This window comes from Cytobacillus mangrovibacter, assembly GCF_042865275.1.
Taxonomy (GTDB): domain Bacteria; phylum Bacillota; class Bacilli; order Bacillales; family Cytobacillaceae; genus Cytobacillus; species Cytobacillus mangrovibacter.
In genome coordinates, this window is sequence record NZ_JBIACJ010000003.1 from 107,639 (window position 1) to 119,925 (window position 12,287).

General features: G+C 36.5%; 15 protein-coding genes and 1 other annotated feature. Of the genes, 9 read left to right on the forward strand and 6 right to left on the reverse strand.

Translation table 11 applies throughout. From position 1 onward, the window contains the following. Window positions 1–138: 138 nt before the first annotated feature. Window positions 139–699: a CBO0543 family protein gene (locus ACFYKT_RS06930; protein ID WP_389217405.1), complete on the reverse strand. Its 561-nt coding sequence runs from the start codon at window positions 697–699 to the stop codon at window positions 139–141. Between the two features lie 158 nt (window positions 700–857). On the opposite strand from ACFYKT_RS06930, the gene ACFYKT_RS06935 reads away from it, so the two are divergent. Further along, window positions 858–1,028, forward strand: coding sequence for a hypothetical protein (locus ACFYKT_RS06935; RefSeq protein WP_389217408.1), 171 nt, complete (start codon window positions 858–860; stop codon window positions 1,026–1,028). Here the strand turns inward: ACFYKT_RS06935 and asnS are convergent. Then, the gene (gene asnS / locus ACFYKT_RS06940; protein ID WP_389217411.1) at window positions 1,025–2,416 is read right to left on the reverse strand and encodes an asparagine--tRNA ligase; all 1,392 of its coding nucleotides are present in this window, start codon (window positions 2,414–2,416) and stop codon (window positions 1,025–1,027) included. The two genes, ACFYKT_RS06935 and asnS, sit on opposite strands and share 4 nt — an antisense overlap. A 49-nt stretch (window positions 2,417–2,465) precedes the next feature. Continuing rightward, window positions 2,466–2,705: a binding site (T-box leader), on the reverse strand. 644 nt (window positions 2,706–3,349) lie between these two features. Here asnS and ACFYKT_RS06945 point away from each other — a divergent pair. Together ACFYKT_RS06945 and ACFYKT_RS06950 are read left to right on the forward strand one after the other, a co-directional pair. Continuing rightward, window positions 3,350–4,204, forward strand: coding sequence for a GNAT family N-acetyltransferase (locus ACFYKT_RS06945; RefSeq protein ID WP_389217413.1), 855 nt, complete (start codon window positions 3,350–3,352; stop codon window positions 4,202–4,204). A gap of 90 nt (window positions 4,205–4,294) precedes the next feature. Continuing rightward, on the forward strand, window positions 4,295–4,600 hold the full coding sequence (locus ACFYKT_RS06950; protein ID WP_389217416.1) for a hypothetical protein: 306 nt from the start codon (window positions 4,295–4,297) through the stop codon (window positions 4,598–4,600). Between the two features lie 177 nt (window positions 4,601–4,777). Here the strand turns inward: ACFYKT_RS06950 and ACFYKT_RS06955 are convergent, their stop codons facing one another. Continuing rightward, window positions 4,778–5,248 carry a hypothetical protein gene (locus ACFYKT_RS06955; protein ID WP_389217419.1) on the reverse strand — a complete coding sequence of 157 codons (471 nt, stop codon included), beginning with the start codon at window positions 5,246–5,248 and terminating at the stop codon, window positions 4,778–4,780. A gap of 21 nt (window positions 5,249–5,269) precedes the next feature. Further along, on the reverse strand, window positions 5,270–6,274 hold the full coding sequence (locus ACFYKT_RS06960; protein WP_389217421.1) for a DUF3231 family protein: 1,005 nt from the start codon (window positions 6,272–6,274) through the stop codon (window positions 5,270–5,272). A gap of 230 nt (window positions 6,275–6,504) precedes the next feature. On the opposite strand from ACFYKT_RS06960, the gene ACFYKT_RS06965 reads away from it, so the two are divergent. After that, complete coding sequence (locus ACFYKT_RS06965; protein WP_389217423.1) at window positions 6,505–6,936, forward strand: SRPBCC domain-containing protein; 432 nt, start codon at window positions 6,505–6,507, stop codon at window positions 6,934–6,936. Between the two features lies 1 nt (window position 6,937). Then, the gene (locus ACFYKT_RS06970; RefSeq protein WP_389217426.1) at window positions 6,938–7,237 is read left to right on the forward strand and encodes an ArsR/SmtB family transcription factor; all 300 of its coding nucleotides are present in this window, start codon (window positions 6,938–6,940) and stop codon (window positions 7,235–7,237) included. A gap of 110 nt (window positions 7,238–7,347) precedes the next feature. Here ACFYKT_RS06970 and ACFYKT_RS06975 read toward each other — a convergent pair whose 3' ends face one another. Then, window positions 7,348–7,890 (reverse strand): isochorismatase family protein, encoded by a 543-nt coding sequence (locus ACFYKT_RS06975; RefSeq protein ID WP_389217428.1) that lies wholly within the window; start codon window positions 7,888–7,890, stop codon window positions 7,348–7,350. A gap of 213 nt (window positions 7,891–8,103) precedes the next feature. On the opposite strand from ACFYKT_RS06975, the gene ACFYKT_RS06980 reads away from it, so the two are divergent. The 4 genes from ACFYKT_RS06980 (at window position 8,104) to ACFYKT_RS06995 (ending at window position 11,513) form a co-directional block, all read left to right on the forward strand. After that, window positions 8,104–8,640: a GNAT family N-acetyltransferase gene (locus tag ACFYKT_RS06980; RefSeq protein WP_389217431.1), complete on the forward strand. Its 537-nt coding sequence runs from the start codon at window positions 8,104–8,106 to the stop codon at window positions 8,638–8,640. A gap of 132 nt (window positions 8,641–8,772) precedes the next feature. After that, the gene (locus ACFYKT_RS06985; protein WP_389218290.1) at window positions 8,773–9,210 is read left to right on the forward strand and encodes an NUDIX hydrolase; all 438 of its coding nucleotides are present in this window, start codon (window positions 8,773–8,775) and stop codon (window positions 9,208–9,210) included. Between the two features lie 277 nt (window positions 9,211–9,487). After that, window positions 9,488–10,384 (forward strand): RCC1 domain-containing protein, encoded by an 897-nt coding sequence (locus tag ACFYKT_RS06990; protein ID WP_389217434.1) that lies wholly within the window; start codon window positions 9,488–9,490, stop codon window positions 10,382–10,384. Window positions 10,385–10,502: 118 nt separating this feature from the next. Next, complete coding sequence (locus ACFYKT_RS06995; RefSeq protein WP_389217437.1) at window positions 10,503–11,513, forward strand: GNAT family N-acetyltransferase; 1,011 nt, start codon at window positions 10,503–10,505, stop codon at window positions 11,511–11,513. Window positions 11,514–11,616: 103 nt separating this feature from the next. Here ACFYKT_RS06995 and ACFYKT_RS07000 read toward each other — a convergent pair whose 3' ends face one another. Then, the gene (locus ACFYKT_RS07000) at window positions 11,617–12,237 is read right to left on the reverse strand and encodes a TetR/AcrR family transcriptional regulator (protein ID WP_389217439.1); all 621 of its coding nucleotides are present in this window, start codon (window positions 12,235–12,237) and stop codon (window positions 11,617–11,619) included. Between the last annotated feature and the right edge of the window lie 50 nt (window positions 12,238–12,287).

Below are 12,287 nucleotides of genomic sequence, written 5' to 3' on the forward strand. Positions count from 1 at the left end.
ATGTATTATTAAAGTTGGGGTCCAGCCAGCATTCTACGTAACACCCATGTTGACACCGTATTTCCACTACATATCTTGAAATTCCTATATGATTAGGAATTTCAAGGTCTGAAGGAGATATAACATTAGTTTAATAATTTATAAAGGATCAAATGTTTTAGCGATACTAATTCGATAAGCGATCAAGTAAATAATGATATATATTGGAAAGGAATAAAAAACACTCCAGTTTACTTCTGTGTAAAATCCTATCCATTCAAATAGAGGTTCACCAATAAAAGAAGACAATGCGGAATAGATAATAGCTTTGAAAAGAGGATTATATGTTGGTTTATATTGCAACCAAAGCATGATCGTTACTGGTATCAATGAAAAATCCCAAGGTAAAAAGGCTGGAATTGTCGGTAAAACTCTTCCCGAATAATGCCAAAGCCCAGATATTACCCCTATGAAATCTAACCAACAAGCCATTATAATACCAAAACTTCCAGCCAAGAGTAGCCTTGCTTCACTTCCTCGTTTACGAACGATAAACCATACAAGCCATGGAATTATTGATAAAAATATTGAAACCCAAAATTCCCAATCCCATAATGTATTTTCCATCCAATAATCTAAATATTCCATTTCAATCTTATGGATTTGTTGAAAAAACTCATCTGATTTTTTAATTTCTTCTTCACTGATTAATGGTGCCATTTTGTTCAATCACCTTCAACAAAAATAATACCATTAATATTCCCTATAGTTTTTTCAAATAATCTTTTATAAAAATACAATTGCACAGTTAAAGGGCGCTTTTTATTTACAGAAAAGAAGAGAAGAGACATGTTTTTAGACATGAAGAGCGATTACCAATGATTTCGTATGAAAGTTGTGAACAGATGTGGACCAATGCCATTCCGTATGAAGACGTATATGTAGCAGAAAGCAATGAGGGATTAATAGTTGGTTTTTCCAAAGGCGGTAAAGAGTCAATAGGATGCCGTAGCATCCTATTGTTTATTTTGAAGCATCTATTTAATTAAAAATCTGCATTTCCAGGTGTACGTGGGAATGGGATGACATCGCGGATGTTCTTCATTCCAGTTAGATACATGACAAGTCGTTCAAACCCAATACCATAGCCAGAATGCTTGGTACCACCATATTTTCTAAGCTCGAGATACCACCAGTAATCTTCTACCGCCATACCTAGTTCTTTAATTCTATTTGCAAGGACATCTTCTCTTTCCTCACGCTGGCTTCCTCCAATTAGCTCACCAATACCGGGAACCAATAGGTCAGTCGCTGCTACTGTCTTGCCATCCTCATTTGCTCTCATATAAAAAGCCTTAATTTCTTTCGGATAGTCGGTTACGAAGACAGGACGCTTGTAAACTTCCTCGCTTAGATAACGTTCATGTTCAGTTTGCAAATCTGTTCCCCATTCAACAGGGTAGTCAAATTCCTTGCCGGAGTTCTTTAATAATTCAACAGCTTCGGTATAAGTAACTCTTCCAAAGTCGGATTCTAATGCATTCTTTAATCTTTCAATAAGTGTTTTATCAATAAAGCTATTAAAGAAGGCCATTTCTTCAGGTGCCTGTTCAAAAACGTAATCAATGACATACTTGACCATTTCTTCTCCAAGGTCCATGATATCAGGTAATTCGGCAAAAGCAACTTCTGGCTCAATCATCCAGAATTCAGCGGCATGCCGTGCTGTATTTGAATTTTCAGCTCTAAAGGTCGGACCAAAGGTATACACATTACGGAATGCAAGAGCAAAAGTTTCCGCATTTAATTGACCGCTAACCGTTAAGTTGGATTCTTTTCCAAAGAAATCTGCGCCTTCATCCACTTTTCCCTCTTGGGTTTTAGGAAGCTTGTTTAAATCCATTGATGTCACACGGAACATTTCCCCGGCGCCTTCTGTATCGCTACCAGTAATAATCGGTGTATGCACATTGACAAATCCTTTATCTTGAAAGAATTTATGAATCGCGTACGATGCAAGAGATCTTACTCTGAAAACGGCTGAGAAGGTATTGGCTCTCGGACGCAAATGAGCGATAGTTCTTAAATATTCAAGGGAATGTCGCTTTTTTTGTAAAGGATAATCTGTATCCGATAATCCTTCCACAACGATTTTTGTCGCTTTAATTTCAAAAGGCTGCTTCATTTCTGGAGTTGGAACAAATTCACCTTCAACTAATACAGATGAGCTAATAGGTAATTTCGTAATTTCTTTGAAATTATCAAGGGTATCCTCAAAAACGATTTGTACACTCTTAAAGAATGTTCCGTCGTTTAACTCCATAAAACCAATGGTTTTAGAATCTCGAAGAGTACGGATCCAGCCTGAAATTTGAACAGTCTTGTCCTTGAAATTTTCTTGATTTCTGTATAAATCTTTTACTACAGTCTTAAGCATAATAATCCTCCTTATGGTATTAATTACATTAAAAAAGCCTTCATCCCGAAAAAGGGACGAAAGGCTTGCTTCCGCGGTACCACCCAAATTGTCATCAAATGACCAACTCTAAAGCTAAAATTGCTAACTCCAGTCAGGTAACGTGCTGGTAACGTCTAAGCCTACTTAAGATATCCTTTTCGGTTAGAACTCAAAGGTGTTCTTCGTTTATGCTTTATCGCCAGGCTTCCACCGTCCCTGACTCGCTATAGAACCTAGCAAAAACTACTTTCCTCTTCATCGATTTAAAATATTTTAATAAATTTTTTATTATAATAATTTATCACAAATCATAATCCTTTGTCTAGTTGCCCCAAATGATCTTTGGATGAAAAGGCATATACTCCTGGGTTGGATATTTATGTTAATAATTAAAATGAAGTAGAAGGTTTGGAACATCACTTAGTAGAACTTATTACTATAATACCCCATATGGGAGAAGGAGAAACTTGTAAATGACACTACTTATTACTAAAGAGATAACTACAAAGTGTTTGGAAGTATAGATAATGTAGGAAGAGATTTTGAGCATTATTATTTAAGGCTGTTTTCGCAAACATTGTTGCTTTTAACACGAATTCGTAGAAGTTGATTTCCGCTCCAGATCGCTCGCTTTCCGCGGGGTGGGCGCTAAGCCTCCTCGACGCTAAAGCGTCTGCGGGGTCTCAGCTGTCCCACACTTCCCGCAGGAGTCTCGCGTCTTCCGCTACAATCAACTAGACATATTTGTCTACGATTTTCACTCACAACATTTATTCAAAAAACAACTTTCTTTTAGAAAAGATCCTTATTTAAAGAAAGATTTAAATTAGTTAGAAGGTAAGAATACGGAATGAAAAGGTATTTTTAAATCGGTGCCTTCGATTTTATTTGATTATGAATGGAGTGTTGAAAATGAAATTTAAAGTTTATGATAATCCTCATGATTTTGAGAGAAAGATAGAGTCGTTTTTATTGGAAAAGGAAGATGTATTCAGTCTTTTTTACGGTATACTGCAAGCTATTAAAGCTGGTAATTATGAGAATCCATTTATGGCGACAATTGAGGAAGATGGAAAGGTGTTAGCCTTCTTCCAAATGACACCCCCGCATCCGTTAAATCTTATTTTTGTCGATGAAAAACGTTTAGAAGAAATAATAGATTTCTTCATAAGAAATATGGTTGAACTTGAAATTGACTTTCGTTCGATCATTAGTTTGAAAGAGTGGGCATACAAAGTCGCAGCAAAGTGGGAAATGAAAACCGGTAAGACGCATCAACTGCTTATGGATCAGGGATTGTATCGTTTGAACAAGGTGAATGAAACGCTTGAACATAGTCCTGGTTCTTGGCGTTATGCAAAAGAGAGCGATTCTCCACTTATCGAGAAGTGGTACAACTTATTCGAAAATGATGCCGGACTGCCGATTTCCCCAATCGAACAAGTGAAAAAACGTGTGGCAATGTTTCTGAAGGAACAAGAGGTTTTTATTTGGGAGGATAAAGGAAAGATCGTATCTATGATGAAGAAGTCACGTCCTACAAAGAAAGGTGTAACTGTTGGTTTGGTTTTTACGCCAAAGGAAGAACGCAAAAAAGGATATGCTCGGACGCTTGTTACGGAGATATCAAGAGAACTACTTAAAGAATTCAACTTTTGCGTACTGTACACAGATATGATGAACCCGACATCAAATAAGATCTATAGAGAAATTGGCTATGAAAGGATTGCAGACTCTGTTCATCTCGGTTTTGATAAAGGCGAATAATTTTGTTTAAATAGCTAATCAATATTAAATCAGTTTTTCAATTATCTGGCGCTGATTGTTCAATAAGAACAGACGCTTCAGGTGCTAACGGTGCAATTGAATTTAAGAAAAATCAATTTCAATTGTGATATTATTGCTGAAATAAGAACTTTTACAGGGGAGATTATGATTACTAAATTTGAAACAAGGTATTTCTTTATTAAGTCTTTGATGGACGAAAAGTTTATCAGATGGAATACAGTAGAGGGAATACTTAGTGAAGATATATTAGATGACTATGACATTATTTCTGAATTAATGGCTCAAGATGTACGCGATAAGTTTGGAGAAGAATATGATGTTTGGGAAATTTCTAAAGATGACTTTGATGAGAGAATAAAGCCTGACACAGAATAAAGTAATAGTAATATCTTATTGCACTAAACGGGCGCTATCCTTGAAAAGGATAAGTGCTCATTTTTCATTTAAAGGCCAGACTGTTTAGTAATGCTTAGTATGATAAGTTGATATTGTGAAGAAATGTATTTAAACTAAAGATGAGTTTAGCGGAACGAACAAAAAAACCATCTTTTTTTAAGGGATGGTTTTCAAAAAAATGTTATTTATGATCTTCTTAATAAGAATGCCAAATGCTATCCCAGGAAAAACAAACAACATTGGAAGCCAAACAGGACCCAATAATACTCCAAATATCATTAATTTGGATGAAAAAATCAGTCCCACTGTTACAAGAAACGCTGACAAGGCATAGGGGAGGGAAGAAATAGGGTCTTTCCCTCCACCTGCATCTTTAACGGCATCCCATATAGCAAAAAAGTATAAACAAGGATAAAACATCAACCACTGATAATCTGCATGTTTTATGGCCTCATCAATTTCTCCGTGAAAACTCATAATAATGATCTGATTGAAATTGGATTGTATATTAATCAAAAATTCAAGTATCAATAAAACGATGCCTTTAAAATATTTTCTGTTTAAAAACTGCCCAAACCCAGGAAGAGCGATGCTCCATACTAGTTTTTCAATTATGTTTTTATTCATTAAACAAAACCATCGTTTAGACTATGATTCTTTTGCAAGTTCATTTCTATTAGGAGCAAGAGGGGGCTGTTCTAACCATTTATTTTGTACCATTAAGTTATACCATTTTTTTGTAACCATTAGATTCTTTAGAATCGTCGCTTCATAAGTTGTTACAAGGTCTGTTCTCATAGCTGATGCGAGTCCTGCCCCATGATAGTTTTGTGCTGCCTGGAACAAGAAACCAATATGATACAACATTAACTTATCGGAAAAAGGAGAGTCCGTTGAAGTAGTCACTTCTGTTTCCAAAGATTTCGGTACAGGTAAATTATCTGTTTGCATAATTTTTGCAAATGTTTTTATTTGACCATCAGCTGTTTTCTCGGAATCGGTTAAAAATTTTCTTACTTCTTTTGTTTGGGCGACTTGACTGAATGCGATTGAAAGTGTTTTAGTCATAATGCTCTTTTTAAGGTTGAAAGAAATAGCAATGATCTCTGTCGCTGCTAATTTTCTACCTTTTCCAAAGATCCCATCTGTGAAATCTTGGCTGGAAATATATTCAGGGTTTTTAGCTGGATAAAATAAAGGGTCTCTTTGGAAACTTCCTTTCTCAAGCAATAACTCAATGGTTTGATGATACATCTTTTTCGCATCGTTATCGCATGAATCATAAAACTCCCTTAAGTCCTTTCTAACAGAAACAGCTAAAGCAGTGGTATGACCGAGTAAACCATGTAACGTCATGATATGTAAATAATTCAGGCAAAATATATCTGTGAATAATCTCGGTTTATCTTTAAAGAGATCCATTTCAGTAAATCCAATGGGCACTGGAAATCCCTCGTTCTCCATAAAAGTGACGATTTGTTTTTTTTGTTTTTCAAATGTAATAATAGCATCCTCAAATATAGCCTTTATTGCCTCGTCTTCAATAATCGAAAACATATATTTATTTACAATGTCTGCTGATGTTCCATTTACATACTCTCCCCATAGTGTACCTATTTCCGAAGATGTGAGTTTTAATTTATCCTTATCCATATTGTCACCTCTTGGATATTATTGACCAATTTAGTAAGTGATATGAATTTTCTTGAAGGGTTAGAAACTTTTCGTTCGATTTTATTGAGAAGTCATAGAAGCCCCCACCAATAAGATTGTAAAAAAGAAAACCCTGGGCTACATATTTCTCTGTTGTGCTACAGTTTGGTTGCACATAGGTTGTAATATGTGCTACACTTCGGTTGCACTTATAAAAAGGAGGAGTAGTAATGGATAATGATCAAATCAAAAGAGAGATTTTTATTAATGCACCTATCCAAACGGTATGGGAATTAATTAGCCAACCTGCATGGTGGGTGGGGGATGCACCCGGTCCGGACAAGGTTCAGGTAAATGGATCACGTGTAGTGGCGGACACGAAGTACGGACAATTTCCGGTGTTGATTGAACAATCAGAACCGCCAAACTACCTTGCATGTCGGTGGGCAAGTTCATTTGCTGGAGAGGAACCAAAAGAAGGAAATTCTACGCTAGTTGAGTTCAAATTGATTTCAAAAGATGGGGGGACTTTACTTAGAGTAGTTGAAAGCGGATTTTCACACCTTGCAGTATCCGAACAAGAACGAAGAAAGTTCTTTGATGGGAACGTCCACGGCTGGGAAATGCAAACGGAAGTACTTCGGAAACGTGCTGAGCAATAAGTTGGAAACTACAGATAGCAGTCATTACGAAAATATTTTGATCGCCTTAGCAGACCCCATGCGTCGAGAGTTACTTGACCTAATCGCTTTAAGAGGAGAGGCGACAGCAACAACATTAGCAACTATGGTAACTGTATCTCGTCAGGCAGTTGTTAAACATCTAACCATCTTAAAGGGGGCTAGGCTTGTATCCAGCAATCGTGTTGGGCGGGAAGTAAGATATAAGGTGTGTCCACAGGAACTGTCTTCAACAGCAGAGTGGATGGCAAATTTAGCTACGGATTGGGATAGAATGGATTAAGCGTATGGCAGAAGATAAATAATTTGACGATTAATCTATTGTTAATGAAGAGGATGGTCCTGCATCGGTTCATTTTTTATATAAAAAGAGATGCCTTAGCATCCCTTTCCTTAAATGTTTTTTTCTATTTTATATTCATTTATATATTCTTCATAATCTAATACTTCAACTGCGTCTGACCAATGCAAGACGGTTCCAACGAAGTCTTTTATATCTAAACCTGGCATCTCATATGTTTCATCTGTATTGACAGTTCCAGTAGCATTCTCAATAAATGTCACTTTATACCCTCTATCAAAGGCAGAGATAGCAGTAAACATACAACAAAATTCAGTGTTAAAGCCTGTAATAAAAAGGTGATTTACACCTAATTTTTCTAAAGTGATAGAGAGTCCCGTATTAAAGAATGAACTTGGTGTTTGTTTCTCAAGTACATAGTCAGCATAATCTTTTAATGAGCTATGTAGTTCAGAACCAACGGAATGCTTATACAATGGACTTTCTTCTGCGTCATCTAAATGTCTCATAAAGATTACGGGACTGTTCCTATCTTTGAAATCTATAATTATATTTTCTATCAATGAAAGTTCTTCTTTGAAATCACCATAATTAACAATGCCATTTTGTACGTCAATGACTAATAGTGCTTTCATAATCTCACCTACCTATTTTTGTAATAGGTAAATATTTCTATTTGTTGTTTGAGAATTCCTTCTTATTTACATAAACTTATGCAACCCGAACTGTTGGATTATTCTTTAGGGGGAGCTAAGTTTTTCTTCCAACATATGATTAATAACGGTTCACTACTTGAAGATATCTAAAGCTTCTTTTTAAACAAATGTAGAATTATAAAGGGGGAAACTATGTATCTAAAAACAGAAAGATTAATTATACGTAATTTTGAATTAGAAGATTGGAAAGAGGTACATGAGTATACTTCCAAAAAGAGTGTGATGAAATATATGCCAGAAGGTGTATTAACGGAAAAAGATACAAAGGAGTTTATTAGTAGAAATATTGGTGATTCAGCTGAGAGATTTCCAGTAATATTAGCTAATGAAGATATTTTAATCGGGCATGTAGAGTTCTTCAAATATTCTGGAGAGCATTCTTATGAAATAGGATGGGTATTTAATCCTGAATATTACAATAAAGGTTACGCTTCGGAAGCAGCGTCTGCCATATTAAAATATGGTTTTGAGGATCTAAAGTTACATAGAATTGTAGCTACATGTCAGCCAGAAAATATTCCATCTTATCGTGTCATGGAAAAAATCGGCATGAGAAGAGAAGGGTATTTTAAAAAATGTATCCCACATGGTGATCAATGGTGGGATGAATATTGCTATGCTATTTTAGAGGAAGAATGGGATAATCGACTGGTTTCTTCTGAATCGTAAACTACGTTATAGGCTAACGAATGTAAAATAATAAATAATATTTATTATGATATAAAGTCTTCCGTTATAGGGCGCATTTATTTAGTATTAAAAATAGAAATAATATCATTCTTAAACGGAGGACTTTAAATGATGAAACGAGTAGATGTAGCATACGTACTTCTCTTTGATGAGCAGGATGAGAATGTATTGTTGGTAAAAAATATAGGAGAAAACTCTTCATATTATACACTTCCTGGAGGAGCAGTTGAGCGAGGAGAAACACTTGAAGAGGCTGCAATCCGTGAAGTAAAAGAAGAAACAGGCTTTGCTGTAGAGATAGATGGGATCTTTTCAGTAAGTGAAGCATTTTTCGAAGAAAGAGGCCATCATGTCATTTTCTTTACTTTTAGAGGAAAAATAATCGGTGGAGAAATGAATATTTCAATGCCAGAAGAAATTGAAGAAATTACTTGGATGGATTCTCAGAAAGCAGAAGAGTTCATACATATAACTGATGCAGAAGGATTGATCAAACAAAAATCAACCGTACCCTATTTACTGAGAAAAAGAGGTATTCAAAAGTCTTAATTTTTTAAATGATAGGAACCTTTAATTATGACTAATCATCTGAAATCGGACGCAAGAATGGAGTGTGTATGGGCTGTAAGAGCAGTCCATTTTTTTGTCTTTTATCTGTTTAATGCCAAGATTGTTTCATTTAACTCTTAAATAAAAGAGGATTGAATGATTTGAGGTTTTTATTGGTAATCCCGCTGATTCTAATTGGTGCTTTTTTGATAGGGCTAATGAGTAATGCTATTGGCAATATAGGTAATATCATTATAGATATTTTAGGAGGGAAAACATGGATTACATTTCACCGAAAGAAGCGGTGTTAAAGGTGACACGATGGCCTAAAGATCCAATAGCAGCGGGGCGGCGCCATACTATTGGACTTAAATCAGGCGGCACGGTGATGGCTGTGGGTGATAATAAATATGGCCAATGTGATGTAAGCAGTTGGAGCGATATGGTGGCTGTGGCAGCGGGGAATGTTCATATGGCGAAGAACACGGGGAATGCTCATTCAATCGGTCTTAAATCTGACAGTACGGTGGCGGCTGTTGGTTGGAATAAGCATGGTCAATGCAATGTAGATGACTGGCGTGATATTGTAGCGGTGGCTTCGGGTTGGTGTCGTACCATTGGCCTTAAGGCGGCTGGCACGGTGGTAGCAGTGGGCAGAAATAATGAAGGTGAATGCAATGTAAGTGGCTGGAGCGATATGGTGTCGGTGGCAGCAGGAGACTGGCATAGCATTGGTCTCAAAGTGAATGGCACAGTGATGGCTGTGGGGAATAATCGGTATCGCCAATGCAATGTAAGCGGCTGGCATGATATTGTGGCAATCGAAGCAGGTTATCTTCATACCGTGGGTCTTCAATCGGACGGCACGGTGACGGGTGTGGGTTTAAATAAACATAACCAATGCGATGTAAGCGGGTGGCGAGGGATTGTGGCGATCGCGGCAGGAAGTAATCATACTATCGGCCTTAAGTCGGACGGTACTGTTGAGGCTGCTGGTTGGAACGGACATGGGCAATGTAACGTAAGTGACTGGCACGATATTGTGGCGATTGCGGCGGGGTGTGCTCATACAGTCGGTCTAAAATCGGATGGCACAGTGGTTGCTGTGGGTGATAATGAATACGGTCAATGTGATGTAAGCGACTGGCACGGCATTCAACTGCCTAGCAATTAGTTTTTACTAAGAGTATTCAAATGAAGTGTGCTAGAAATGAAAGATTTAACGTAAAAAATTAATAATTGATTGTTACATTTCTAGCAATATAATGTCAAATTGTAGAGGGTGAATAAAAATGGAAATATGTGAGTTCAAACCGATTCGTATTGATGATATACCCGCAATGGCTGAGTTGTTAATACATAGGCAAAATTTTGAAGGTGAAGTGTTTCCGTTACTAAAAAACAGCTGTCTTAATACCGAGTATATAATAGATATACTTGAAAAATTGTTTGTTAATAATAATGTCTTGGGGATAGGAGCATTTACTAATAATGAACTAGTTGGTTATATATTCGGAGAGAGAAAGATTGACACCGTTAGAGGCAGACATATTTGGGTGCCCTATGAGGGAATAGCAATCAGAATGGATCAATCCTCTGAACTTATAAGGAATCTATATGCAAAGGTTTCAGTGGCATGGCTGGAGCAAGGCTGCTTTATGCACTACATGATCATCCCTCTTGGAAATCAAGCGTACTTTGATGCCTGCCAACGATTAAGTTTTTCTATCCAGCAAGTGCACGGGATAATGAACATAGAGGATTATAAACCCTTTGAAATTGTATCTGATGTAGAGATAAGATCTGGTAATAAAGTGGATAGTGAAATGATGGGGAGAATGTCTAGCATCATCCAATCGTATCATAATTCTGCACCTACATTTGAGCCTGCGTTACCTGAAGTTGTATTGAATATTAAAGAAGGATATAAAAGAATAGTAGAGGAAAATGATGAAACATGCCTTATTGCGATAAAAGACATGAAGGAATTAGGATTTCAAGTATATTATCCTATTAGTTCAGATTTGATGACACCCGACAACACAGTAGAGTTAAGTATTGCAGGCACTTACTACTCTCAAATGAGAAGAGGTGTAGGTAAAAAGCTAATGGATGAAGGCCATAGGATTATGAAAAAACAGGGATATAACAGTATAATAACAGATTGGAGAATAACCAATCTTGCTTCTTCCACATTTTGGCCAAAGTGCGGGTTTAAGCCAGTTGCTTATAGAATGGTTAGACACATTAATAGTGATATAGCATGGGCAAACTATAACAACCCGAGTATAAAGTTGTTATAGCAAATGTAGTTAGGTGTTTTTATCCTTTTGCAGTGATCAAAGAGTGATCAAAGGGACGGTTCTCATGTTTTCTTGAAGCAATTGAACCGTCCTTTATTCTTAATTATTTACTTTTCAAACCAGCTGCAAAGAGGGGACCATTCACTGTAATGGTCGATAGGATGCGAGCCATTTCTTGAGGAGATTCTTCCCTGCCACTCTCTAGCCACTTCTGAATCACCCCGATATGGGCAGATGCAATATAAGATGCTAAATAATACCCAGGAACTAGTAATTTTTCTTCCTTAAAAATTGAATTTGGACTATCCTTGAAAATTGTATTCCACAACAATTCCTTTATTCTTGATTGAAAAGTTACAATTCCTTTTGGACCTAACATAGCTTTCATAAATCCGTGATTTTTATTTATATACTCAAGCATTGAAATGGCAATCGGGTTTGGTTCTAGAGTGGGTGTATTGGATTCAATTGCCGCTATAAGTCCTGGAAAGTTTTGTTTAGCAATTCGGGTCATTTCATGCATAATTTCATCCTCACATTTAGACATTAAATCAAATTTATCTTGATAATGTGCATAAAATGTACCTCGATTTATATTCGCTTTTGTTGTTATATCTTTAACTGTAATGGCTTCGAATCCCTTTTCCTCTATTAAATCTACAAAAGCATCCCGAATAGATTGCTTTGTTCGAATGACACGTAGATCTGTATTTTTTTCCTCCATAATAAAATTCCTCCTAAAACGATATCCGACATATTTAAGGTAAGTGTTCC

Coding starts and splice junctions, on each gene's coding strand:
- asnS (WP_389217411.1), bottom strand. CDS start 2,416: ATGCTTAAGACTGTAGTAAAAGATTTATACAGAAATCAAGAAAATTTC.
- ACFYKT_RS06980 (WP_389217431.1), top strand. CDS start 8,104: ATGTATCTAAAAACAGAAAGATTAATTATACGTAATTTTGAATTAGAA.
- ACFYKT_RS06995 (WP_389217437.1), top strand. CDS start 10,503: ATGGAAATATGTGAGTTCAAACCGATTCGTATTGATGATATACCCGCA.
- ACFYKT_RS06985 (WP_389218290.1), top strand. CDS start 8,773: ATGAAACGAGTAGATGTAGCATACGTACTTCTCTTTGATGAGCAGGAT.
- ACFYKT_RS06945 (WP_389217413.1), top strand. CDS start 3,350: ATGAAATTTAAAGTTTATGATAATCCTCATGATTTTGAGAGAAAGATA.
- ACFYKT_RS06935 (WP_389217408.1), top strand. CDS start 858: ATGATTTCGTATGAAAGTTGTGAACAGATGTGGACCAATGCCATTCCG.
- ACFYKT_RS07000 (WP_389217439.1), bottom strand. CDS start 12,237: ATGGAGGAAAAAAATACAGATCTACGTGTCATTCGAACAAAGCAATCT.
- ACFYKT_RS06975 (WP_389217428.1), bottom strand. CDS start 7,890: ATGAAAGCACTATTAGTCATTGACGTACAAAATGGCATTGTTAATTAT.
- ACFYKT_RS06990 (WP_389217434.1), top strand. CDS start 9,488: ATGGATTACATTTCACCGAAAGAAGCGGTGTTAAAGGTGACACGATGG.
- ACFYKT_RS06955 (WP_389217419.1), bottom strand. CDS start 5,248: ATGAATAAAAACATAATTGAAAAACTAGTATGGAGCATCGCTCTTCCT.
- ACFYKT_RS06930 (WP_389217405.1), bottom strand. CDS start 699: ATGGCACCATTAATCAGTGAAGAAGAAATTAAAAAATCAGATGAGTTT.
- ACFYKT_RS06960 (WP_389217421.1), bottom strand. CDS start 6,274: ATGGATAAGGATAAATTAAAACTCACATCTTCGGAAATAGGTACACTA.
- ACFYKT_RS06965 (WP_389217423.1), top strand. CDS start 6,505: ATGGATAATGATCAAATCAAAAGAGAGATTTTTATTAATGCACCTATC.